We start from the raw sequence: 24314 nt of genomic DNA, 5'->3' as shown, positions 1-24314 counted from the left end.
CTATAATTTATTCTTTCTGCCAACTATCCCAAGGATAAATAGTCTGTGTTTTGCCGGAAACAAGCTCCCAATTGACAGCACCAATTTTATACTTGATAAACACAGGAAGGCAGTCTTCCAATGTGCTCCCGACTGTCCTGGCCAAGTATTCAGTACAAATAACAGGCTTGCCAAATCGAAGAAGATCTTTGATCATTTTTTCTAACTGCTTTGCGTTCTGGTAACAATGAAAAGTTATAATATCAGAATTTCCCACCTGAATCTTTTTATTGGTTTTAAACTGTCTGAGTGCGACCAATTCCCCTACTATAGCCCATACGTCACTGGCTGAGATGGATTAGAACTCTTTGCCCATTGAAATGCTTTTTTCAGCAGGGGCAGAATATAATCCCCTTTTCGAGGCAGTTCTTCTTTCAGATAGCTGTCTTCATTTATAAAGTCCGGCTCGTTCCATATATCCCATCTAAAAATTCGCTTATCATTTTTGAACTTGGAAATTACGCTATTACATAGTTCCTCAATCGTTGATACTGGGCAGTATCCTCAAGAGCAATACTCGGGCTTTGTACCCAATGTAAATTATGGCGAAAAGATACCGGCATTGGCTGTTGGCCAATGAAATGAAATGGATCCCAGCACGAAGCAAAAAGAACAAATAAGGTTTGTATGTGATAGCGACCGGCAATTGCTAGGAAAAGATCTAATCTTTTCAAAAAACCTTTTGCATCTTGCTTATAAGCCAAGTCATGTAAATAAACCCTCACTAAGCTCATGCCCACATTTCCAATTGATTGACAGCAGTGGAGGGATTAAAATTACAGCCGAAAACTTTCAATTTATTAACAGTCGGCTTTCCATCAATTATGTTCTTCTCTAAATACTGACCAACAGTCTGACTTGACAAAGAGGATATTAGAACTATGGCAAGAACTGTTTTCATCAAGTAAAAATTTACATGGATTATTGATAACCTTCATTTTGTTTAAGGTTAGAATTGATTAATATTTCAGATTGAGGTATTGGATACAAGGCTTTGTAGTGACTCCAAGTTCCTCCTTTTGCCGGAGCCGCAGAATTCATAACTTTATCAATTGTATTAGTACGGATTAAATCTAACCACCTATGTCCCCACTCAGTAAATAGCTCTACTCGTCTTTCATGATATATTGCATCCAAAACCGAATCCTTGTCCATAAGTCCTGAATAATCAGGAAGTCCAGCCCGATTTCTTATTTTATTAAGATCAGCAACGGCATTTGAGATGTTATTTTTTTCCGCTTGTGCTTCTGACCGAATGAGAAATAGCTCTGCCAGCCTTAAGATCATGGAGTACTCTGTTATTATGCTTCCTGTATAAACTTTGTATTTATAGGGATAAGTGTAAGTCTTTCCTGAAATAGTTGTATCATGGGTCCAATTGGACTTTCTTTTATCGTTTATTTCAAAAGCATTTTTTAATGGTGTACTTATTGTCGAATTATTAAGAAGTCCAAGGCCTGGAGTACTCCTCAATATAAAGTTTGCACCATCTGCTGTATTGATTGTTGTTGGAAGAGGAATTTGAATTTGCCAAATAGCTTCTGTGCTATTCTTTAGAAAAACATCATTTAAATCACTTTTCAAACTGTACATATCTGTTTTAGCGATTATTGCATCAGATTCTAGTATTGCATTATCATAATCACCTGAGTATAAATACGCTCTAGCTAATAAAGCTGAAGCGGCCCATTTGGTTGGACGCGTCCTTTCCATTGTCGTAATTGTACTAGTCTCATTAAGATAATCAGAGCTTAGTAGATTTTTCGCATCTGTTAAGTCACCTTTAATCTGGCGGTAGACTTCTGATTGGCTAGACCTGAAAATCCCCATATTCACGTTATAATCAGTAGATATAACGATTGGAATATCACCAAAGAGATTTGTGAGATAAAAATGCCAGTAAGCCCTGATGAATTTTGCTTCTCCTAATAACTGCTTTGAAACTACGGTATCTATTTTACTATCATTCACCCCCTCTATTATTGAATTTGCCTGGTATATGTAATAGTAAGCATTTTTCCATAACCTCGTGGAATACGGATTTTGAGACGTAATCGAATTGGTATAGTGTTGAATCATATCAGCATTTGTAGACCAACTCATCAATTCATCTCCTAAGAATCCAGTGTATGATGCAATGTTATAGCTCTCAGTATTCCTTTCCATCTGCGTATATATGGCTGTTTGCGCGGCTGTAGCCGAAGCTGCATTTTCAAACACAGTTTGTGTGACCATTCTACTTATCGGAGGCTCTACCTCAACAAATTTTTTACATGATGTAAAAAACACTGAAAGAGTTCCCAGGATTAAGAAGCTGATGTAATTATTAAAACTTGCCATAATGATGTTTGTTAAAGAGTTATTTGAATTCCTCCTGTTAATATCTTTATAGGCGGAACTGAACCAAAGCTTGTAGTTTCCGGATCACCTCCTTTGTAATTTGTAAATGTTAACAAATTCTGTCCTGCCAAATAAATCCTAGCTTTAATAACATTCTTAAGTCGGGGTAATTGATAGCTAAGCGTTATTGTTCTAAGCCTAACATAATACATTCTGTCAAAATTTTTATCACTAGCCTTTGCATTTGCCCATGAAGTATAGGGCGATGCGGAAAAGTTTTGCGACGCTTTTGGAAAAACTGTCTCATCTCCTGACTTTGTCCATCTATCTAATACGTCAATTGGCTGATTTGTTAAAATCTGAGAATTAAATGCACCAGGCATTTCTAGATTTGCATAAAGATTGGCAGCATATTTATCAACAAATTGAACTAAAAAATCCAAAACAATCCCTTTATATGATATTTCATTTTGTATGCCGCCAAAATAGTTTTGTCTAATCTCTTTTGTAAAAGTTCTGTCAGCTGCAGAGTTAATAACACCATCCGAATTTAAATCCTCAATACTGTAAAGTCCGGTTGCGGGATCAAGTCCCGTGTAATGATAAGTATACCTCACATCAAGAGACCTGTCAATTGAATAAGTGGTTTTATAAGTGGAGTTACTCAAATTTGGAAATTCAACTAATTTATTTCTTGGAACGGTAATGTTTATATTACTTTCCCATGAAAAGTCCTTACCTCTAATATTAATCGTATTCAAACTAACTTCCAATCCGGTATTTTCAATTACTGCGGGCAGATTTGATGTAATCCCCGAAAAGCCCGTTGTATATGGCAATGTATAAGTCACGAGTTGATTTCCGGTCCTATTCTTAAAATAACTTACTGAAAGCTGAATTTTTTCCCGAAAAAAGTTCAGATCAATACCTAACTCAGCCTTCCTTAAGACTTCCCACTGCAAATTAGGGTTGCTTAGATTTGTAGGCACAAGCCCTGCCAAATTCTGGTAGGATATCGTATTACTTGTGTAAGTATCGAAGTATTGATAATCTGGAATTTGGTCGTTTCCAGTTGTACCAAAACTAGCCCTTATCTTCCCAAAACTTAAAAATGGTAACGACTTCTGGATATTTTTTTCATTTGTAAAGACATATGCAACACCTATTGCTCCAAAATTCCCAAATCTATTTCTCGATCCGAACCGGCTGCTTCCCTCCCTGCTTCCCGTAAAGTTTAATATATACTTCTGATCAAAATCATACCCAATTCTCCCGTAAAATTTATTAAGATGATACTGAGAGTTACCAACGTATGCTATGTTTTTTGTCGATGCCGCTGAGAGATCTCTAAGTAAAGCATCGCTGGTGAAACCATTTGCCTCTACACGTGAGTGATATTGGAGCGCTTCTTGAAAGGTCGTTCCTAAAACAGCTTGTAGCGAATTACGTCCTGCCTTTAAGGCATAATTTAATTGTGGTTCTATTATCCAGGTTTTTATATTGCTATTTACGTTTGCTGATGACCTTGACAAGGTCGTTGCTGTTGCTGGATTAAAAGATGTACTAGGATTTAAATTATAGATTACATAATTTAGCCAGTTATAACCCAACGAAGATTTAAAAGACAATCCTTTAATAAGTTTATAGTCAATGGTTAGATTCCCGATTAAATTGTTAGAATTTGACTCCGACTTTCGTTGAAGTGAGGCAAACGGATTATTCCATGAATTATTTTCCCAATTAAGTTCTCCGTTCTCCTTATTAATCGCCGGTGCATTAGGAGCCAGCATACTGTATTTTGACGGATCATCTACTGGCATTATATTTAAATTGTTGGCAAAGCTAGCTACTACGTCAATGCGTAATTTCTTATCTGTAGAAGTGTGAGTTAAATTTGAATGAAATGAAATAATTTGATCGAAAAAATTTCCAGGGAGTACAGTAGTTTGTTTTTTATATCCACCCGATATAAGAAATTGAGTATTTTCACTTCCGCCTGATATACCACCCTGCAAATTGTATTGTTTTGCTGTTTCCCCTAAAAAAATGTTTTGCCAATCTGTATATCGCGTCGTATCCCATAATAATAAATCGCGGGCATTTGTTGAATTAGGTATCACACCATCATTATTAAATGCCTCTCTCCTTAATTGCAAATACTGTTGTGTGTTTAGCAGTTTGAGTTTTTTCGTAATAGCCCCAACCCCATGATAAGCATTTAAATTTATTCTCGTTTTACCAGTTTTCCCTTTTTTAGTTGTGATCAATATTACTCCATTTGCTCCCCTTGATCCATAAATCGCCGTGGCATCCGCGTCCTTTAAAATTTGAATGCTTTCAATATCATCGTTGGGAATAGTATTAAAAGGGCTTAAAGCCCCCGCTGCACCATAAATGTTCGCCAAAGTGGATACTGACGTATTTGGAAATGGCACACCATCAATGATAAAAAGCGGTGTATTTCCATCAGATCTTAAGGTGTTTTTACCACGAAGGATAATATCATTTACTTGACCACCGGGTAGGCCATTACCTTGTCTAATGTATAATCCAGGGACTAAACCTTCAAGAGCTAAAACAGGGTTCGAGATTGGTTGTTTTTGAATATCTGATCCTTTTACAACAGAAACGTTACCAGTATTTAGTTTTTTTGTTGTAGTATAGTAACCCTTGATTACCGTTTCCTCTAAAGGGGACACAGAACTTTTTACATTAATTACCAAATTTTTGAGTCCATTTACTTTAATTTCTGTAAGCGTTATATTAACGCCGCTTATGATGAGTATGGCGTCTTCTCCTATTCCATTAAGTGAAAACTCGCCGTTTTCATCCGTCACGGTTCCCCTATTACTGCCCTTGACACTGACCGATGCAGCTGCTACAGGTGATCCTGTTTCGTTTGTAACACGTCCTTTTACGTCTATGCTATTCAAATCAGAGAGCCTCCTCTCTCTGATTTCGCTTTCATACTTTGCAACAACGTTGATCACTTTATCAATAATATGGTAGGTTAATGGCTGATCCTTAAAACACAAATCAAGCACCTGCAGCAAAGGAAGATTGTTTGCGGTGAAAGAAACTTTTTTTGCCTTTTGCAATTGCTTGTTGTCGGCAAAAAACATGTAACCTGTTTGCTTTTTAATTTCCTGAAGTACAGTAATCAACGGCGCATCTTTCACCGAAATGGTTACCGTTTGCGTAAGCCCCCTTGCACTTACTTGAAGACAGGCGGCTAATAATAAAATTCCCGTGATCTTCATAACACGTACTGCTTTACAGTTTTTCTCAAAAAAGCGAATTAGTTGGTGCAAAGCCCTGCCTAATGCAGCTTTGCCAGTAGCAAAATCTTGCATACCTTTAAATTGGAGGTTAATTAAAAAAATGGCTTACGCCGTTAGTTGGATGGTTAACCTGTAACCGGGGTGGCTCTAACACTCCGGTTTTTTAACCGTTTTGGTGGCGGTTTAATGATTAGCAGGATTTGGCTTGTATGGCAAGAACATCCACTGCTAGTGGACTGAAGATAACTAAAGATGAATCTGATAGGCAGCGATCATTAACCATTTCATGTGATGGATTATGCTAATGCACTAACACATACCAATACTAACCGATCACGTGGTTTTATTGAACTATTTTCTGTGAACTTTTTTATTCATTAAGCCCCAGCTTAAATTTCTCTGTTGTTGGCGAAAGACAGCGTTCATTTGTACATGCCATATACTCAATGCTTCCCATAAGATTTGTTTTAACAGGAGCTTTCAATTTAATTTTTTGTACAAATTCAACCTTGTTTACAAAATATTTAAGATTCACGTCAAGAATTTCTTCATGCTTCGTGATAAGCTTCCCCTTTTCTTCGGGCTTTCCGACAACTTCAATTAAAGGATTTTTTACAAAACTGATTTGCGTAGGCAGCGATGGCCCTTCTGTTGGTGTGAATTGGGAGTAAATATGCCATGGTTCGTCAATACTTGCAATGATCTTAACTTCATAAATGTTTCCTGAGAGTTTTTTGACCTGGTAATCAAATCGAACAGGGTTTTCATTCTTTTGATCACGGCTGGTAAAAGCCATACTTAAAAACACAGAAAGTAGGAGGCATAGTCTCATGTATTTCTTGTTCATAGCCAACAAGTATTTATCAGGGTGAAACAATTATTTTTCTACCGTCTATCTTAAAATGCACATTTTGTTTTTCAAGAAGCATCAGTACTTTAGATAGATCCAGGCTGCGGGGAAGGGTTCCTACAAACTCTTTGTCAGGCAATGTTCCATGATATTCAACCTTTACATCGTACCATCGTTCCAATTGCCGCATTACAGCTTTTATATCTGAATTACTGAATTGGAAGTATCCATTCTTCCAGGCAACTACTTCTTCCACATCTACGTCCCTGAACTTTTTTATTTCGTCTGATTTCTTATTCCAGGTAGCTTGCTGGCCAGGCTGTAATATTGAATAAGTATCTGTTCCGTTCAATTTTAATTTCACTCTACCTTCCAGCAAAGTTGTTCTTACTGCATCTTCATCACTATAAACATTCATATTAAAATGCGTACCGAGCACCTCTACTTCAATTTCATTCGCTTTTACTACAAAAGGAACTTTTTCATTTTCCGCTTTATTAATAACATTTGCAATCTCGAAATAGGCTTCACCAGTGATTTCAACAATTCTTTCATTATCGCTGAAAGCTGTCGGATACTTTATCGAACTCGCAGCATTCAACCACACTTTACTTCCATCTGGCAAGATCAATTGGTACTGTCCGCCACGTGGTGTACTTAATAAGTTATACGTAATTGACGACTGTCGTGTACTAGTTGTGGATTTATATTCTAACTGCCCATCTTCTTTCTTATTCACTTTTGTTTTTCCTTCAGTGGCAATGGTCCCGTTCCCAGCCTTGTCAAGATCTATTACTGTTCCATCGGCTAACGTCAATGTAGCTTTGTTTCCGCCAGCCGGAATGGTTGTAGCCATCGGCACTTGTTGCTCTGTGCCTTTTGTTGTTGAAGCTTCCTTCGATCGCAACATCCAGATACCTGCTCCTCCAACTACCAGTACTGCGGCCGCTACGGATAACCACCTCATATAGTTTCTTTTGGGCGTTACTATTAATGCATCCTGCACTTCCGGTAATTTCGCATATACGCGCTCTTTAATTCGCTGATCGCTTTCAATAAACGAGAGAAGATCCTCTCTTAAAGTTTTTTCATTTGCGATACGGTCAAACTTCGACCTGTTTTCTTCACTGGCAGCAAGCCATTGTTCAAGGGTTATTGATTCTTCTGCAGTGATCGTTTCCTGCAAGTGCTTTATGATCAAATCGGCTATATTATTATTAAGAGGCATTAGGTAAAATGGTGTTGATTAGTGCAAGAATCGTTGGCAGGACATTTTCTGGCGTTCCGGCTGATGAGTTGACCGGAGAAGTCAGCAGGTTTAATGGAGTATAATTTAGAAACGACGCACATCGGAAAACATACTATAAGAATTAATAAAAAATTTACATTGGGGGATAATTATTTCTTTAATATTTCTTTACCCCCACTAAAAACAGCAGCAACAGCAGCAATCCGGGCCTGTCGAGTAACTTCATTTTCAATGTCTTTAAGGCTGTATGTTTTTGATTTGCAACTGTTTGCCTGCTGATGCCTAATCTATCGGCGATTTCATTTAAGGACAGGTCCTCGATATAATAGAGCTTAAAAATATTTCTGCTACGTTCAGGGAGTCTTTCTATTTCTTCATAAATATGGCGAAGAACGTCTGCATGAACATCAGTTTCAGCAAACATTGGGATCTCGGGCACGTCCTCTTCATGCAGATCGGTAAAATGCTCACGCTGCCGTTGACGATATTTTAGATAATCGAGCGAGGCATTACGAGCGGTGATAAATAAAAAGGCCTGTATATTATTATAGGTATTGAATTTGTCGTGGAGCCGATGAAGCTTTACAAATGTATCGGAGGTAATTTCTTCAGCCGTGGGAACATCATCTATCAGTTTCTTTACGAAATAAAAGATCCTCATTCTGAAACTATCAAAGATAGCCTGAAAGGCCTGTGGACTGCCTTGGCTAAATTCAATAAGTGTTTCGTCAGTCAGTTGCTTCATCGGGAACGCCGTTGTTTGTGTTTGTTCAAGAATTACACTTTCAGCGTTTGGAAGGGTCGGTACACAATACGGCTCTGCCAAGCACCCTGACTATCGTCAAGATGTTGCCACTAGTAGTAAGTTGCGTTTGGTTCGGGAATCTCAATTGGTTGTACAACTTACTTTATGTTTTCCGCTTTGCGGAAGTTCAGAGCCTTCGTACCATGATCGGGTTTCACCCAAAAACATAACCTGCTAACTCGGCATAAACCGGCAAGCAGGGCATCGATCGTGGATGAAAATATAAATGAATCTAAAATCTATTGGAAACTGTGGACAAGGAGATAAGGTAATAGATAAACTTAAATAATTATACCAGGCGGAGTAACACTACTCATACCAGCAGCCAAAATACTTGATTGTTGGTAAAAAGCAAAATTAAGCCAGTTTTTGCGGTTTTGATAAGCAAAATTGGCGTTAGATAGAGAGCAGAGCATTAGAGATATGTGTATGTCCTTATAATGGAAACAGATTACCATTAGAAATGACTAAAGGATTTTAAAAGTAAACCTTTAATATGTTGATAAATATAGTCAGCATTAGGAGGCACTATAACACATAAGCAGATCAGGTCACCTTATCATTGACAATAATCAATAAAATAGGGACAATTTAAACTCGCTTAAATCTGTTAAAATTTGATTTATATTGTTTACCCAAAAACATGCATGAATAAGCTTAGAATTGAATCAATTGAGCCAGAAATATTAATAAAAAAATATCAATCTAAATTCATTTCAAATCTAGAACATATTACTCCCAATTGGGCTTGTGGAATAAACTCAAATCATATTTTCGATATATCATTACGACCCGAAAATGACGAATTCTCATTTTTTTTAGTTGAAATTAGCTGCATTCTAAAATATTTAGATTTCCGTGAAGTTTTGGTAGAACCTTTATTTATAGGACACACACTAAATGATCAAAGAGTGGCAAGGATCCTTGGAAGATGGGAAAATAATTTATTTACTGACCCTCCTACAGTTGCTATTGAAAATTTTAAGCAAAGTACTTTATGCTTCGCAGATGGAAGACATAGATTCAAAACATGTTACCATCTGAAACAAAAAGAAATTCCAATTGCACTTTATAAAGAGGATATAGAAAAATTTAATCAAATAGTTGAACTCGTTCCGATTTAATTATTTAATGGCTAACAGCTTTCTCCCTTAAAAGGGAAAGGCACTCCAATGGAGCACCTTTATTACAAGATTCCGTTCATAAATCATCATTTAGTCCACTCTTCCTTTAATTTCTTAATATCAAGCACCTTCCATTCTTCCTTCCACAATTGCCAAAAAGGAATGTCGTTTGAAGATGGTTCTGGACTACATTTTTCTATTTGCACAATTGAAGGTAGAATAATTGACTCACCCACCAACAAAGCTTCACCTTGTTTGAACGCCGTCAGTTCGTCGATAAGACTTCCTAATGTATCAGGTAGCAACCTTTTTACATATCCCTGGTCCACAGGATTGGTAAGCCGCATCGCAATAAAATTATTACACTGAGAAAATATAGTTTCCGAAATTTCCGAAGGCCTTTGGCTTGCCAACAACAATGTCACTCCATATTTTCTCCCTTCTTTTGCAATTCGTTCAATAGATTTTTTAGAAGAACGGTACTTTAGCAGATCGCTATTAGGCACATATTTATGAGCTTCTTCATAAACAAGCAACACAGGAATATCGTTATTTATTCTCTCATTTGGATTATTTGTAAATCTTAATCGTTTATAATAATAACCATACTCGAAGACTAGCCTTGAAATCAGAGATACTGTGATGCTCAAAACCTCAAAAGGAACACCGCTTAAGTCTATTATAGTTATGTTCGACGGCTTTTTAGCAGAGCCTAAAAGACTTTCCAATGTCTCTTCAAACGTTATTTTCTTAGATTGTTCGCCTAATAAGAAATGTAATCGACTATCATTAAGCTTATTTTCTAATCTATTTACAAAATTTGTAAGCTTTCCATATAGGCTACCCTGAACTGTTTTAGTCTGTCCCTTTCTATCTCCTGATTTATATTCTTCTCCTGTATCAATAACTTCATCATTCTTATTGATGGCAAACTCAAGAACTTTATTAATATCAAAAAAGAGCGGCGAATCGTAATTTATTTTGGCTTTAGCCTTGTTATCTCCTTTAAAACTGCTTTTTCTTTCCATTACTACAGCTTCCTTAAACACATAACGTTGATTATGGTCATTAGATTCTGTATCAATAAAAAACTCTTCCAACTCTTCACTATTTAACAACCAATAAGGAAGGGCCAGCCTTGATGTATCAATATAATTTGCTTCAGGAAAAGCTGACTTATACTCAGAGTGAATATCAAATATTATGACATGAGAATTATTTAAAGCAAAATCTCCACTTTTTTCAGAAATAGCGCGTTGAATAATAGCAGAAAGTGTATGGGATTTGCCAGAACCTGTTGACCCGACAACAGCAATATGCTTATTAAAAAATTTATTTCCATTTACAGGTACTTGAACAGAATTGTTTGAGGAAAGGCGTGAAAAACAAAATTTTTCATCTTGTTTAACTGAACTCTCATATATCATTCTTATATCCTCAATGCTGGCAGGCTTAACTTCTTTGGGAGGAATTGCTAACGAATCTCCTCCTCTTTCAAAGTGATCGCCTCTGAGTATTCCTAAAGGAAAAGCTTCAATTATATGCGCCCTTTCACCTGTAGCAGTAACAGAAATCTGAAAATTTTCTATTACAGCTATTAACATTGCATTTTCATTATCTTCAATTTTCAGGTACGAACCTACTTTTAAAGATTCTTCTGCAATTCTAAAATCCTCAAGATTATCAACAACAATCTTGATTTTATCAGGAAAAACTGCAATTACCTGGGCATTTATATTTTCTGTGATCATTTATATTATGTTGTTAATTTTACTCAAATCGCTTACCTGAATTTGAATATGTTTTATAGCAGAATTGGTACATGAAAAAAAACTATCTTTCAGGTAGAATTGATAAATTTCTTTAGTGAATGAAATTTCCTGAACAATTAAACTTATAAAATCAATTGAGTTAATTATTTTAAGTTTGATCTTGTTGTTATTATCTGCCCTTCGCACAATTGATTTTGGATTAAATTTCGCTCCCTCGAAATCAAACCCATCCCAAAACAAAAAATCTTCGCTTATCAATTCTTTTTTTAGCTCAAATAACTCAACTGTACTAATACCATGCATATAAACATAAGGACAAAACGGCTTCGGCTCCCTTGCTGACAGCTTGGACCATTTCCTTGAAATTGAAAAAAGTAAATGTTTCAGTTCGCTACGAGAATAAGTTGTAGAATCAATTTCCAAAAGAAAAAACCTTTCAAAAGAGGATATATTTAATACTGAAAAATATTCTTTTCTTAGACTTTGAAAATATAGTTTCTCTCCTTTTATACTTATAAACCATTCATTAAATAGGATCTTCTTTGTATTGATTCGGTTGAAAAAATCCTTTTTTGATATTTTACGGCAATCAACAATAGGCTGTACAGCCAAATCTTTTACCACCCTCAATGCATTATTATAATAAAAGTATTCGGCAGAGAAATTTGAACACTTAAAAATTCTTACAATTGATTTAATTAAATCCTGGAACTGCATATCAAAATCCTTAGCATTAACATCTACTTCTAAGCACGAAATAAACTCTGACAACGCCAAATCATCCAATCCTAATTCGGAATGGTGTTCATGTTTTGTATTCTGTTTTCTATAAATTAAAAAGTTATCCTTTAGGTCTTTAACGGTCAACGGCAAGTTCAGTTTATTCTGTCCTGATTTATAACACCCACGTATCTTATAATTAATTTTCGGCTTTTTCCCTTTTTTAACCTCTGCAAAATGATCTAACATGTGCCTAATGGGCTCAGCTATTACTGAATGATTATACTCAGTTTTAGAATAGTACTTGCACTGAATTGCTGTAGCTTCGCTGGCTGTTTCCAAATCAACATCTTCTATTCCTTCAATAGTAATGGTATCATTTTCGCGCTGTAAGTTTAACATTTGAAATATTGAGTAGTCGAATTGATAGAAATAGCCTTTTATAGTATCGATAGCAGCTCTGTCTCGCATCTTACAATGTGATATATGATAAATATCAGGAGCCTAATATAACTGCCTGGGGAGGAATGCGTCAAGCAATCTTATGGTTGCTTATAAATATGGTTGGGTATTAACGCTTCAAATTATGAAGAATTATTTATACAGAAGACTTTAAACTATATGATTCAGGTCAATTTTTCAATACCCTAAAGGAGGAATTAAGTTAACAAAATAAAAAAAGTGCTCTATGAGCACCCCTAATTTATTTAACGATAAATTTTACTTTTTTACAAACCGTGCATGATCAAGAATTCTCTTTGCCTCTTCAACCTTTTTAGGAAACAGAATCTTTCCTTTTATCTGCGAAGCAATCAAAGCAATTAAGCTCGCTTTCGAGACTTTCACGAGTTCATTAGATTTTGTTTCATCTTGCTTCATAAATCAAATTTAAACTTTTTCCTGAAACTATTATACACTCATATAGGCTACCAGGATCAAACTCTGTAAAGTCAAACCATCCTATATCGTTAGCATAGCCTCCAAGAAATTGATAATCAACTCTTAAAAGGCCGTGCTTTCTTGACACATAATTACAGTAAAGCCTCATCCTCCTATTAAAATTATGACACAAGTCAATACATTTTCTTTTGCAATTTTGCTTGCAGTTAAATTCGTATTCAGTCCGTCCATCACTACCCCTAACTAATAATGCTGCGTTAGGATACTTTTCAAAAAAAAACGGCACAGTACTCAACACAGTATTAAAAACTCGGTAAACATCCCCGTTATCGGACATTGCCTCATCGTTTATAAAACCGGTATTCATATCAAAATCTCCGAAGCCAAGATTATAAACAGGGGTATTCTTATAATCCCTGATATAGGTAAATTGAATAATCTTTGGCACCTCCTCCTCTTCATTTCCTCCTTTGCTAAAGAATAAAAAGTTAGTTGATACCTCGTCGGAGGTTTCGGTAATATCATATCTGTGATAAAGATTACTCATACTACAACATATGAAGCCTGCAAAAGTATGTAGAGCATTTTCTATAAAAAATTATGTAGAGAGGTAGTTTATATAAATTGACGTTCATCAAGAAAAGACTTTATTTTTCATTCAACTTTAGTTATTATTTGTATTCAGCTGTCAACACTAACAACACCTGGTCCTCCACGCCCCCTCCACCAAACAAACCACCTGACCATACACCATCCACGCCTGCCAGGGCGTAAACCCATTAGGATACACACCATCATACCCCAACGCAGCATCCAGAAAATCATGCAGCTCCCGGCGGATGTATTCAATAGTGAACTGTTGAAAGAAAGCGGAAACCACCCGCCTGGGATCAGCAAGCTGTTCCTCACTTAAACAATTGGGATTATGCCCTTCAGGCGCCTCATAAATAATATACAACGCTTCAACAAACGCCAGCAACTGATCATAAAACGCATACAGCACCTCCCGGCCATCACCATCACTGTACGGACTTTCACTACTCACCACAGCCACCCGCAACCAGGTGGGTAATAAATATTCATAAAGGTCTCTCCAGCTCACTTCTGAAAACGCTTCCTTTATAACTTCCTCGGGATGCGAATGTGCTTTCTCAACAAGCCGCATGGGTTTGCTGAACCGGCTACTATTAGCATCTTTAGTATTACCAATACACGTGTCTGAAACATTTGTATCGCTTACACGCATCTGCCCACCTTTCCGTTGCAATACCCAAACGCCTTCTACAAGCATTTCAATTTGTTCATAGAAAAACATATCATTATTTCGTTCGTGTGGGTCTTTTGATGCACTGTCTGCACCAGAAACTACAGTCACCAACCACTGCCACATAGTTTGGCGTACCTCATTTAAATGATAGCATTGAAAAAACTCATCAAAGACCAGGTCAGGGTTCTTCGTTTGTTCTTCGTTCAGCCGAATTGGCTCGTTATAATAAATGGGATGGTTATTGTACGTTTTCATACAAGTAGTTTAATAGTGCGAAAAAGTAGATTAGTTTACTACCAGACAAAGCCCTGCCCGGCGCACATAGGTCGCCCAATTACAATCCATAATTTTTAATGGGAATAACTAAAGAATGCTACTAATAATAAGCAATAGGTATTTATACCCAAACCACTGTATCTGCCAAGTTTTATTTTAAATAATTGCCGCATCTTAAACGCCTAATGACAGACGATAATAAACAAGAACTGGAACAATTTGGAGCAATTCTAAAACAACTCAGGCAGGAAAAGAAACTTACTCTTCTGGACCTTGAAGTTCGTACGGGCATAAACGAAGGTACCCTCTCAAAAATAGAGAATGGTAGAAAGAACTTCAACTTCACCACATTGGTAAAGCTGGCAAAAGGCCTGGAGGTTCCTGTATCAAAGCTGTTGAGTAAATTTAACGCATAAGAGAATAAATCTCATAAAAGATAACCCCACCCCCCTACCATGCTCCCTTTATTCAAAAGAAAACGCCCTCTGCAACCAACCGTAACGCCTGATGATAAACAGTGGATCGAAGAAAACGTCGACTGGCTAATAAGATCCTTTTTCATTTGCAGTAGCTAAAGAGCTTCCTTTTATACTTCCAAAACAAAAAACAGCCTCCAGTGGTAAGTCAGCCGCCAACAATCAACTGCAAGGCATACTGGAAAACCTGTGCAAACGCTGGGACATCGATCCTGCATCTGTTGTTCTTAACATCTTCAACGATCGTCCAGCCCAAAAATGGTATTCGTTCTTTATGCCCGATAAGGGCTATGAAGGGCCTGCCCGTACCTATCAACATAAATTCGAGGGCACCCAAAAAACATTTCTAATCCATATAGAGCAATCGTATCTTAAATATCACCATCTAACCACAGCCATTTTAACCCATGAACTCGCTCATGTTAAACTGATAGGTGGGGAATATATTTCCAGGCACGCTCCCCATATGGAACCATTAACCGATCTCACCTGTATTTATTTCGGATTTGGTGTTCTTATCGCCAATACCTGTTTAACAAACGACGGTGAACTGAGTCTTGGCTATCTGCCCATTCCAATGATCAGCTACGCCAATGCACTTCTTTGTTATATTACCGAATATGACCCTGCTAAAGTTATTGCTCATTTGAATGGCAATACCAGGGAACTTTTTAAACAGGATTATAACTACTTAATTACTACAAACGATACCCTTTTAACAAAGGCGCATATTCAAAAAAGCGAACAACAATTTCTTGACCATACAAATATCTACAAAGCATGGAAAGAGAAAAACTTCGACTTTATAATAGAAACTGCCAACACTTTATTAAATAAAGATGCCAATGATGATTATTTGCTGAACATTGTTGGCTATGCATATATTCAAACAAAACAATATCGTGCTGCCATCGATGCATTCAATAAGGCCATTTCTAAATCGCCCAATTGGGACCATCCATACAACAACAGGGGCTATTTGTCTTTTACTGTTGGGCGAGGTAGATATTGCATATCCCGATCTGCAAAGGGCCATGGAATTAAACGATAACAATTCGTATACCTGGCGCCATCTGGGCATTTATTATATGCTTAAAAACGATCTGTCAGAAGCACTGAAGTATCTTGAACAGGCAGAGAAGATAGATCCGGGTACGTGGACGATCAATTACTACCTGGGCCTTGCTCATCAGCGATCTGGAAACACTGAAAAAGCAAGCGAATATTTTGCCATATCCAAAGACCGGGCTGAAGCCATTGACTCTATCTTTTCTGAAAATGACTCCAACTAATATTTTTCCAATTCTCGTTTTTACCTACCTTTAATCCTCCTGCAATTGATACTCCTGAGTTTGGTAACGGCCTCCCTGATTTGCTGGCAACTAACACCTTTCAATCACGTGATACATTATTTATTGTATGGCGCACGAAGTCTATCTCAAACACACGCAAACATTCATCATTGGTATTAGTGGTCCTCGATATTGGGGCGAACTGCACGAACATAACTTTACCGATATAATGTATTGCCCCGAAAAAGAAGAAGCCGATCAAAATGAAGGTACAAAGATTGGCAACCTTGCCTGGATCATCTATAAACAGGAGTTAGCAATCGCGAACGGTATCAACATGACCCATGTACCCGACATTTATTTACAATTCGATTTCCCGATATTACTTGAGCTTGATTACGCCCATATCACCCGGGAAACCATCAAACAAATAGGCGCCGCCAGCAATTCCAATATTGTAATACTTATTGATTTTTTTATTTCATCCGCCTGGAGAAATAAGGGTATAGGCAAAGAGGTTTTGATAAATTTCATCGAGCAAATGAAAGGCAAATGCGGCTATATTATTATTCTACGCAACGAGCCTATGCAATTCGGAAGACTTAGTGATCCTGATTATGAATATGCAAAGCCAGTCACTGAGCTTGATAGTCTGGAAAAAGATCCAGAAAAAGCACAGTATAAATTAAACGCCTTCTGGCAACGATGTGGATTCAAATTATTTAAAGATTACGACAATGTTTTCATTTGCAACGTTGAGCAGGCAGTGCCGGATTACAGTAAGGCTGTGCGCACTTCTGTTTCGTAGCAATGCACTAACAAGTCCAGTTCCGGATCACCACAACTTTAAAGCGGGTGATCTTTTTTATTATGGCTTCTACCTTGCTGGAATCGCCGCTTTCCTCTACTTTTTTGGATTGCACTTTTAATTGCACCAGAAGTTTCGCCAGCTCATCGTTATTCCCGTGAAAATACAATTCATACGAACACATATCGCCTTTGGCACTTACTGTTTTAACGGGTTTTGTAACCATCCATGCAGTATCGGTGCTTGTTAGGTTATTGATGATTTCGGTATAGTTCATTTCCTCTGAAATACTTTGTACCGTTATCTTCTTTATCAGTTTTGTTGGTACACTTACCTCATTAATGTACGGCACATCGGAAGTGGTGCGTTGGTCGCAAATTGATCTGTATTTGTAGGCAATTCGGGTAGTAAAAAGCGAGATATTATTATCCTGCTGTTGTGCATCCAGCCTGTCGAACCGGCTGATCAAATAGCGGGTATTCTTCAACGAATCTTTGGAAATACCCCCTTCTATAAACGAAATATAATCCACTGTTTTTGTACCATCTTTTTGCTCTATAGTTAGCTTTATCCGCCAGACGGGAGTTTCAGCTTTTACTATCTGCAAACACAGCAGCAGGGCCAGGGTTTGAATTATTTTTTTCATGAATCAGATGAAAGTGGTTGCCGTCAAAGATATAGTTAGAGAAAGTGTATATCAAGCACATTACTATTAATAAATACAAAACAAAGACAATTGCATTTTTCCCATCATACATCATTTTTCTTATCTTTAATACTCCTGCAATTGATACTCCTGAGTTTGGTAAATGGTTTCCCTGATTAGCTGGCAACAAACAGCTTTCAATCATCTTTTAATTTCTTATTGTATGTACGAACTGTATCTCAAGTACGACGTAACAATGCCCATTGGTGTAAAGGGGTATTGGGGTGATCTGTGTCCACACACCTTTGCTTCTATAATGTATTGGACAGCTGAGACTGATGACGATATAAACGATGAAGAAGATGAAGGTTCCAAAATTGGGGCCATTACCTGGGCTACCTATAATCAAAGCTTGGCTATGGTGCACGGTATTGACATGACCGACGTACCGTTTCTCTCCATGCAAGCCCATAGCCAGGCATTATTCGACCTTGACTATACAAAAATTAGCCAGGAAACTATTGATGAAATAGGAGCCGCTTCCAACTTCAACATTGTGTTGCTTATTCATTTTGGTATTTCTGCCTACTTTAGAAATAAGGGGTTAGGCGAAGAGGTTTTGAAAGGTTTTATTGAGCAAATGAAAGGTATGTGCGGGTATATTGTTATTGCACATAACGAGCCTGCACAGCTCGATCCCAATTCCTTATACCCCCGAATGGGCATAGAGCTCGACAACCTGGAAAAAGACCCCGAAAAAGCTCAATGGAAATTAAACGCATTCTGGCAACGATGCGGGTTCAAACAATTTAAAAACTACGACAATGTTTTTATTTGTAATGTAGACCAGGTAGTATCGGAGCTTTTTAAGGCTAAGGCGCCTGTTGTTTAATTTGCATAAGCGTAGCCCAACATAACCACCTGCTAAATTTATAAATGTTGTAAACTATGTTATCAGAAAATGAACGTATTGAAATTAAGCGTATAAAACGTTTAATGGAGTTTGAAAAGTGTAATCAATACAACGTTATTACCCACTTCTACCCTACGCAACAACTTACGTTAACCCTTACAAAGGAAGATGTAGTTGCTATTATGAACTGCGACGACCTTGAGGCCGAAATACATTTAAACAACGTGCGAAAAAAACTCGGTAAAGATGAAAGCTGGGAAGTTAGATCGTTTGACTTTTGCGACCACATGAATATCGACGAAATGTTTATCCAGGTATTCCTTGCTTCACAGAAAACACATGGCCCATTACCTCCTGTAAAAAATGGAAAAACTGCGATCAACACAACTGTTGACATACACGAGGGGCCGCCACGCAAGCTGAATGATATTAAAGAAAATCTGCAAAACGGGATCATGGAAAATTTTGAGATCCTTAAAAATCGGTTAAGAATTTGGCATATAAATAATCCGCTTGGCGAACCCATGTGCAGCCCTGCATTTAAAAATTGGCGCACCGTTATACGGCCTTTCGAAGCGGCACAAATTTTAGGCCTTCACATCGACACTGCACGAGAAATGTTCAAGGAAGCCCGGGAAGAGCATAACCTTCCCAAACAACGATTTATGTCGATAAGGCTTTTTTGCCAGGCCCATCATGTTGATGAAGATGATGTAAGAAAAGCGCTTGCGCACATGTATGATGAGACAACAGATGAACCAAGGTTTTGAATTTACGACTTACAATCTCTCCTGTAACGATCACCACAACCTTGTGGTGATTTTTTTTGTATACCGTTAATCTTGCTTCGTTCTGGCTTCGTTCCTGGTTAACCCATTCCCTACCTATATACTGCTTAAACACTACCCTTTTGCTAGCTATTTGCTACCCCTTTCCCAATGACAGGGGGTAGTAAAAGGGTAGTAAAATAATTGTTTTTCCCTGGTACATGGGTAGTATTTGGGTAGTAAACAGGTAGCCAAAAGGTAGCCAAAGAACGAACCAAAAACGAAGATCAACCAGTGCTGTCATCTTTAAGCCCTTGATAATATCACGACAAAAACGTCAAAAAGGGATAATTCAAGGTGAAACAAGGTATAAACAGGTTTAAACAGGTTAAAACAAGGTATTCCAGGCAATTGCAGGATTGGTCATTTTAAGCCGCTGTATGTTTGTTGTGGAAATCGGAACAAGTGTTAAACCGGTTACACACAGCTCCGGTTCCGTTAGTTTTTTTATTTCTTAACAATTAAAACCCAATTATCATGGGACGTATTAAAAAAAGAGGTTCAATAGGATCAATATCCGGAACCGTAAACGATGTAGTTATTAGCGAATGGAATGACATTGCTGTAGTACGCAGTCTTCCAAAACCAAGTAGCAAACCTGCCACCACTGCCCAGCAGGAGCAGCAGGCAAAAATGGCACTGGCAGTAAAATTTGCAGTAGCGGTAAAAAAAGTGCTAACCGCCGGTTACAAAAGTTATGCTGTTAGAATGTCGGGCTACAATGCAGGTGTACGGGACGTGCTGAATTATGCGATCACTGGCGATTCACCCAATTACCGCATCGACTATCCGAAGGTGCTGGTAAGCCGGGGCAGATTGCATGGCGAAAGCAATGAAGCCGTTAAAGTAGAAGCCGGCCAGGTAGTTTTTACCTGGTCATATGAAGCTGACCCTGAAATTGCCGCCAACGACAAAGCCTTATTGGTTGTGTACTGCGAAGCAATGGATCAATGCTTGTTCACGCTAAAAGGTGCTGACCGCAGCACAGGTACCGCTTCCCTTGCCGTAGCACGTTTCAAAGGCCAGGAAGTGCACACATGGCTGGCGTTTATTTCTGCCGATGGCAAACAAACATCGCCCAGTAAATACACGGGTGTTGTAACCATCACGTAATAACACACGCATCCATACCCGCTTTCGAATGTCCTGCAGCAACTGCATAATACTTAATGCTTACTGCCTGCCGGCAACAAAAGCAACGGCACCACCGATATGGTTCAATGCTTTCCTGCAGGACATTCTTTAACCCAATTATTCATTCTTTAAAATCGTTCAATCATGACAATCAAAAACAACGGCCGCACAGCCGGCCAAAAGAATCAAAGGATCCGTTCAGCCCGTTCTGTAAAAAAACGCATGATAGGCAATGCTTCTTATACCCTGGTGACTATTACCGGTAAAACAACAATGCCGAAAGAAAAGCCGCTGATGCAAAAGGAAAAGCTGTTGAAAGCAGTTGCGTTTGTAAAAGCGCTCAACCCTTTGCTTTATATCACCTACAGGTTTACGTGCGAAAAAATGTCATTCCACAAATGCGCCATGCGGCATGTGCTGAATTGGATCTCAGGAAATCCACCAAACATGGTGATCAATTACAGCAAAATACTGGTGGCAAGTGGCAACCGGTTCAATACGGACAGGGCTGCGGCAAAGCCGGTAGGTGATACGATTTTGTTTAAATGGGAAAACGACCTTATACCAAAAGACTATGCCACAGACAAAGCCGTTCTGGTGGCATATTGCGAAGCCCTGAACAAATGCATCTTTACCACTATGGGGCCGCCACGTACCGCCCGCAAAGCACAGCTTCCCGTTGCTGAGTTCCGCGGACGAGCCGTACACACTTGGCTGAGCTTTATAACTGCCGATGGTAAACAGGTGGCAGATAGCATTTATACGGGAAAGCTGATAATCGGCAAGTATCGATTACGCTCAACCGCTAAACAAAAAGATCTTTGAAATAGTTGATTGGTGAATGGTAAATTGCTGCCGAAAGTTATATACAACGAGGCTGCACCAGGGCAGCCTCGTTTCTTTATTAAAAGACCAATGATATGACTTTAATCAAAAAATATTCTCATCCCCAAATTAAATCGTAAATTGACTGGTGCATTAGTAACCATTTTAAACCTAATGGCCATGAGTCGCAGAACAGAAAGAAGACAACGGACACCTGAGAACCTCGCCGAATACAAAAAGGCATGGGGAATAAAACCTCCGCCGCGCAAGGCGCGTCCATGGCAGGTCCCTGATGCCACAAAACATTTCTATAGAAGAAAACCATTCCGTCCCCGCCTCGATATCACGCTTGAAGAAATAAAAGACATTCTCCACCTCAGCACACCAGAGGCGCGTGAAGTTATACAAACAATAAAACAGCAATCTTACAAAACAGATTTTCCCTTCGTAACTATAAAGGAATTTGCCCGCTATGCCAAACTGAAAGTATGGCAGGTACATCAATACTTTATCAGCGACCAGGTATATGAAGATGTGCGCACCCGCGAAGATTATAAAGGCAGGCATCATTAATTTTTCGTTTCTTACATCCGAAACCCTAAACGCCTTTAATGAAAATTCGCAAGAACATATATCTCGTATTAGCTTTATTATGCATCTCACTTGATATTATTGTAACCCTTTCAGACCTTGACGACGTAACCAGGGTAGCTTCAAGCAAAAAGTTAACCATCAATGATAAAATAGCCTGGTTTATCGGCTTCCAGGTGTTGTTATTAATAGGCCTGCTTTTCTTTATTGGCGTTTACCGCGTTCAAAAGAAGATCAACCGCAAAAACCGTGAGGCCCTGGTGAATGCTTTTAACGATTAACAGCTATATTCCTGTTTTTTTCGTTACTTACAATAAAATACAGCCATCTTTTTCAAAAGCCTCATACAAATGAAAACCCGTAAGCATCTCTATATCATACTGGGAGCACTGGCCATGTTTTTCTATATAGGCGGCATCTATATGATATTTACTGTAGTAAAAAGGGTTACACCATCAGATATTCAGAATGCCAATAACAATTTAATTACACAACAATTATGGCTGGTAATTGCATTGCTGTTCTTTAGAGCCGCCTACCGCATGCAGAAAAAGATCGATCGGCAGAAAAAACAGGCCCTTGAAAATGCTTTCGACGACTAATGCTATTTTCTATATAAAATAAAAAAGCCCTTGCGGGGCTTGGGTCTACTATCTAATTTTTCAATTACTACTTGCTTTCTACCCCAACATCTACAGGATTCAGCAACCTGGCTGTAGCAGGTGCAGCGCTTACCTCATCGGCTCCTGCATCGTAGGGCGCCGTTCTCGGCTGTCCATCCATGTCTACTTTTATTATTGCAAACGGATCAACCGCCTTCTTTCCTTTTGGCGCAGGTACCGCATCGATGGCCGGACTGCCCTTCAATAAATGGATGGCCTGACTGGCATCGCGGCCTAGCTTGGGATCGGTTGTCGCAAATGTCGCATCGGGCATATCGCCTTTGCTTTCGGTATTGAAGATGAAATTGCCAGCCCATACAGCGCCGGGGTACGGTCCGCTAATAACAGCTGCAGGACCACCACCCTTAACAATATTGTGGGCAATGGTAATATTCGTTGCACCCATTCCTTTATCGCGTGGTGTCATTGCGATATTACTTTTACAATTGCTGAGTGTATTGAATGCGATGAGCACGCGGTCGGGCCGGTCGTGACATTTCAGATCTGCACCATCTGCTACTTCGCCATCGCCATTACCAATATTGATGCCCATGGCACATACTTCAAAATAATTGCTGTATACCAGGTGATCGTCTCCAAAGATGCGCAGCCCTGGTGTATTGTGAAAATAGTTGCCATACACTTCGCAGAAGTTACCATGCCGCAGTGTGAACTGCGCCTTGCAATTGCGAATGGTATTATACCGCAACGTAATGCCCGATGCCTTTACAGAGATCAGTTCGTTCTCACCATGGCATTCTTCAAACAAATTGTATTCAACAATGCTGTTGCTTTTCGACATGCTGAAACCGCTCAGTCCAAACTGGAATGCTTCAGCGCCGTTTGCGCCACCCTGAAATTCGAAATTATAAAAATAGTTGTGGTGTATATGCAGGCGCTCGGCAATCTGTTTGCCTTCGCCCCTAATGGCGAGGTAACGGCCCATGGCTTTTTTATTCTGGAACGTATTATGATCTATTTCATGATCGCTGCCGGCAATGGTAAGGTCCTCCCCTGCGCCTTCGTTTTCGAAAATATTGCGCGTCCAGCGGCAAAAGCTGGTTCCGGCAGTTGAGCGATTGCGTGAGGAAGAACATGTAAACTTAAATCCGGTTACGATGACGTATTTGGCGCCAGTGGCGAGACTGATACCACCCAGTCCGGTCAACTCAACCTGCCCGGCCGTTTGCGCCATAATAACAATAGGCTTATCGGCCGTTCCGGCTTTAGTTACCAAAATATCGGTGCCGGTGGTATACTGTCCGTTTGTTACCAGCACGGTGTCGCCGGCTTCAGCTTCATTTACCGCTTTTTGAAAACCGCCAATAAATTTTACGACGATGGTTTTGGCGAAGGTGGGTGTGGCCAGTAAAGTAAGGAAGAATACAAAAAGAAATGTTTGCCAGGGGCGTATGTCTCTCATAGTGAATATTGCATTTGCACAAATATAATATTGTATCGCTATGCCTGGTAGCCGGCATTTGCTTTTTATTGAGTTTTTTTGGCAGTAAAAAACA

At 38.7% G+C, this 24314-nt stretch carries 24 protein-coding genes; 12 read left to right on the top strand and 12 right to left on the bottom strand.

Features of this window, described 5'->3' with window-relative positions:
• Positions 1-960: 960 nt before the first annotated feature.
• The 5 genes from GGD38_RS30220 to GGD38_RS30200 all read right to left on the bottom strand — a co-directional run bounded on the left by GGD38_RS30220 (position 961) and on the right by GGD38_RS30200 (position 8504).
• Positions 961-2379 carry a RagB/SusD family nutrient uptake outer membrane protein gene (locus GGD38_RS30220; RefSeq protein ID WP_375303511.1) on the bottom strand — a complete coding sequence of 473 codons (1419 nt, stop codon included), beginning with the start codon at positions 2377-2379 and terminating at the stop codon, positions 961-963.
• Positions 2380-2390: 11 nt separating this feature from the next.
• On the bottom strand, positions 2391-5732 hold the full coding sequence (locus GGD38_RS30215) for a SusC/RagA family TonB-linked outer membrane protein (RefSeq protein ID WP_375303512.1): 3342 nt from the start codon (positions 5730-5732) through the stop codon (positions 2391-2393).
• Between the two features lie 298 nt (positions 5733-6030).
• On the bottom strand, positions 6031-6507 hold the full coding sequence (locus GGD38_RS30210; protein WP_375303513.1) for a hypothetical protein: 477 nt from the start codon (positions 6505-6507) through the stop codon (positions 6031-6033).
• Between the two features lie 16 nt (positions 6508-6523).
• The gene (locus GGD38_RS30205) at positions 6524-7711 is read right to left on the bottom strand and encodes a FecR domain-containing protein (protein WP_375303514.1); all 1188 of its coding nucleotides are present in this window, start codon (positions 7709-7711) and stop codon (positions 6524-6526) included.
• 205 nt (positions 7712-7916) lie between these two features.
• The gene (locus tag GGD38_RS30200) at positions 7917-8504 is read right to left on the bottom strand and encodes an RNA polymerase sigma factor (RefSeq protein WP_375303515.1); all 588 of its coding nucleotides are present in this window, start codon (positions 8502-8504) and stop codon (positions 7917-7919) included.
• A 707-nt stretch (positions 8505-9211) separates the two neighbouring features.
• Here GGD38_RS30200 and GGD38_RS30195 point away from each other — a divergent pair.
• Positions 9212-9688 (top strand): hypothetical protein, encoded by a 477-nt coding sequence (locus GGD38_RS30195; RefSeq protein ID WP_375303516.1) that lies wholly within the window; start codon positions 9212-9214, stop codon positions 9686-9688.
• Between the two features lie 86 nt (positions 9689-9774).
• Here the strand turns inward: GGD38_RS30195 and GGD38_RS30190 are convergent, their stop codons facing one another.
• The 5 genes from GGD38_RS30190 to GGD38_RS30170 all read right to left on the bottom strand — a co-directional run bounded on the left by GGD38_RS30190 (position 9775) and on the right by GGD38_RS30170 (position 14602).
• The gene (locus tag GGD38_RS30190) at positions 9775-11439 is read right to left on the bottom strand and encodes an ATP-binding protein (protein ID WP_375303517.1); all 1665 of its coding nucleotides are present in this window, start codon (positions 11437-11439) and stop codon (positions 9775-9777) included.
• Positions 11440-12651, bottom strand: coding sequence for a DUF4297 family anti-phage-associated protein (locus GGD38_RS30185; RefSeq protein ID WP_375303518.1), 1212 nt, complete (start codon positions 12649-12651; stop codon positions 11440-11442). It lies immediately after the preceding gene.
• A gap of 249 nt (positions 12652-12900) precedes the next feature.
• On the bottom strand, positions 12901-13059 hold the full coding sequence (locus GGD38_RS30180; protein ID WP_375303519.1) for a hypothetical protein: 159 nt from the start codon (positions 13057-13059) through the stop codon (positions 12901-12903).
• Entirely contained in the window at positions 13046-13627 is a 582-nt protein-coding gene (locus GGD38_RS30175) for a hypothetical protein (protein WP_375303520.1), read from the bottom strand. The genes GGD38_RS30180 and GGD38_RS30175 overlap by 14 nt, the downstream gene beginning before the upstream one ends.
• A gap of 147 nt (positions 13628-13774) precedes the next feature.
• Positions 13775-14602, bottom strand: coding sequence for a hypothetical protein (locus tag GGD38_RS30170; RefSeq protein WP_375303521.1), 828 nt, complete (start codon positions 14600-14602; stop codon positions 13775-13777).
• 206 nt (positions 14603-14808) lie between these two features.
• Here GGD38_RS30170 and GGD38_RS30165 point away from each other — a divergent pair, with 206 nt between their 5' ends.
• The 4 genes from GGD38_RS30165 (at position 14809) to GGD38_RS30150 (ending at position 17199) form a co-directional block, all read left to right on the top strand.
• The gene (locus GGD38_RS30165) at positions 14809-15039 is read left to right on the top strand and encodes a helix-turn-helix domain-containing protein (protein WP_375303522.1); all 231 of its coding nucleotides are present in this window, start codon (positions 14809-14811) and stop codon (positions 15037-15039) included.
• Positions 15040-15565: 526 nt separating this feature from the next.
• Positions 15566-16150: a tetratricopeptide repeat protein gene (locus GGD38_RS30160; RefSeq protein WP_375303923.1), complete on the top strand. Its 585-nt coding sequence runs from the start codon at positions 15566-15568 to the stop codon at positions 16148-16150.
• Positions 16134-16391 carry a tetratricopeptide repeat protein gene (locus GGD38_RS30155; RefSeq protein ID WP_375303524.1) on the top strand — a complete coding sequence of 86 codons (258 nt, stop codon included), beginning with the start codon at positions 16134-16136 and terminating at the stop codon, positions 16389-16391. Before GGD38_RS30160 ends, GGD38_RS30155 begins: the two co-directional genes overlap by 17 nt.
• A 127-nt stretch (positions 16392-16518) precedes the next feature.
• Positions 16519-17199: a GNAT family N-acetyltransferase gene (locus tag GGD38_RS30150; protein ID WP_375303525.1), complete on the top strand. Its 681-nt coding sequence runs from the start codon at positions 16519-16521 to the stop codon at positions 17197-17199.
• Positions 17200-17206: 7 nt separating this feature from the next.
• Here the strand turns inward: GGD38_RS30150 and GGD38_RS30145 are convergent, their stop codons facing one another.
• A complete protein-coding gene (locus GGD38_RS30145) occupies positions 17207-17845 on the bottom strand; it encodes a hypothetical protein (protein ID WP_375303526.1) in 639 nt (212 codons plus the stop codon).
• Between the two features lie 223 nt (positions 17846-18068).
• Between GGD38_RS30145 and GGD38_RS30140 the strand changes: the two genes are divergently transcribed.
• The 7 genes from GGD38_RS30140 to GGD38_RS30110 all read left to right on the top strand — a co-directional run bounded on the left by GGD38_RS30140 (position 18069) and on the right by GGD38_RS30110 (position 22737).
• Positions 18069-18737: a hypothetical protein gene (locus GGD38_RS30140; RefSeq protein WP_375303527.1), complete on the top strand. Its 669-nt coding sequence runs from the start codon at positions 18069-18071 to the stop codon at positions 18735-18737.
• 56 nt (positions 18738-18793) lie between these two features.
• A complete protein-coding gene (locus GGD38_RS30135) occupies positions 18794-19528 on the top strand; it encodes a hypothetical protein (protein WP_375303528.1) in 735 nt (244 codons plus the stop codon).
• 534 nt (positions 19529-20062) lie between these two features.
• The gene (locus GGD38_RS30130) at positions 20063-20698 is read left to right on the top strand and encodes a DUF6266 family protein (protein ID WP_375303529.1); all 636 of its coding nucleotides are present in this window, start codon (positions 20063-20065) and stop codon (positions 20696-20698) included.
• 165 nt (positions 20699-20863) lie between these two features.
• Complete coding sequence (locus tag GGD38_RS30125) at positions 20864-21544, top strand: DUF6266 family protein (RefSeq protein ID WP_375303530.1); 681 nt, start codon at positions 20864-20866, stop codon at positions 21542-21544.
• A gap of 180 nt (positions 21545-21724) precedes the next feature.
• The gene (locus GGD38_RS30120) at positions 21725-22117 is read left to right on the top strand and encodes a hypothetical protein (RefSeq protein WP_375303531.1); all 393 of its coding nucleotides are present in this window, start codon (positions 21725-21727) and stop codon (positions 22115-22117) included.
• Between the two features lie 38 nt (positions 22118-22155).
• Entirely contained in the window at positions 22156-22416 is a 261-nt protein-coding gene (locus GGD38_RS30115) for a hypothetical protein (RefSeq protein ID WP_375303532.1), read from the top strand.
• 69 nt (positions 22417-22485) lie between these two features.
• Positions 22486-22737 (top strand): hypothetical protein, encoded by a 252-nt coding sequence (locus GGD38_RS30110; RefSeq protein WP_375303533.1) that lies wholly within the window; start codon positions 22486-22488, stop codon positions 22735-22737.
• A gap of 67 nt (positions 22738-22804) precedes the next feature.
• Here GGD38_RS30110 and GGD38_RS30105 read toward each other — a convergent pair whose 3' ends face one another.
• Positions 22805-24220 (bottom strand): polysaccharide lyase 6 family protein, encoded by a 1416-nt coding sequence (locus GGD38_RS30105; protein ID WP_375303534.1) that lies wholly within the window; start codon positions 24218-24220, stop codon positions 22805-22807.
• Positions 24221-24314: the final 94 nt, after the last annotated feature.

Origin of the sequence: Niastella sp. OAS944, assembly GCA_024809215.1 — a bacterium.
Taxonomy (GTDB): Bacteria; Bacteroidota; Bacteroidia; order Chitinophagales; family Chitinophagaceae; genus Niastella.
The sequence above is the reverse complement of the archived record's forward strand: the minus strand, read 5'-3'. Positions and strand labels throughout refer to the sequence as shown.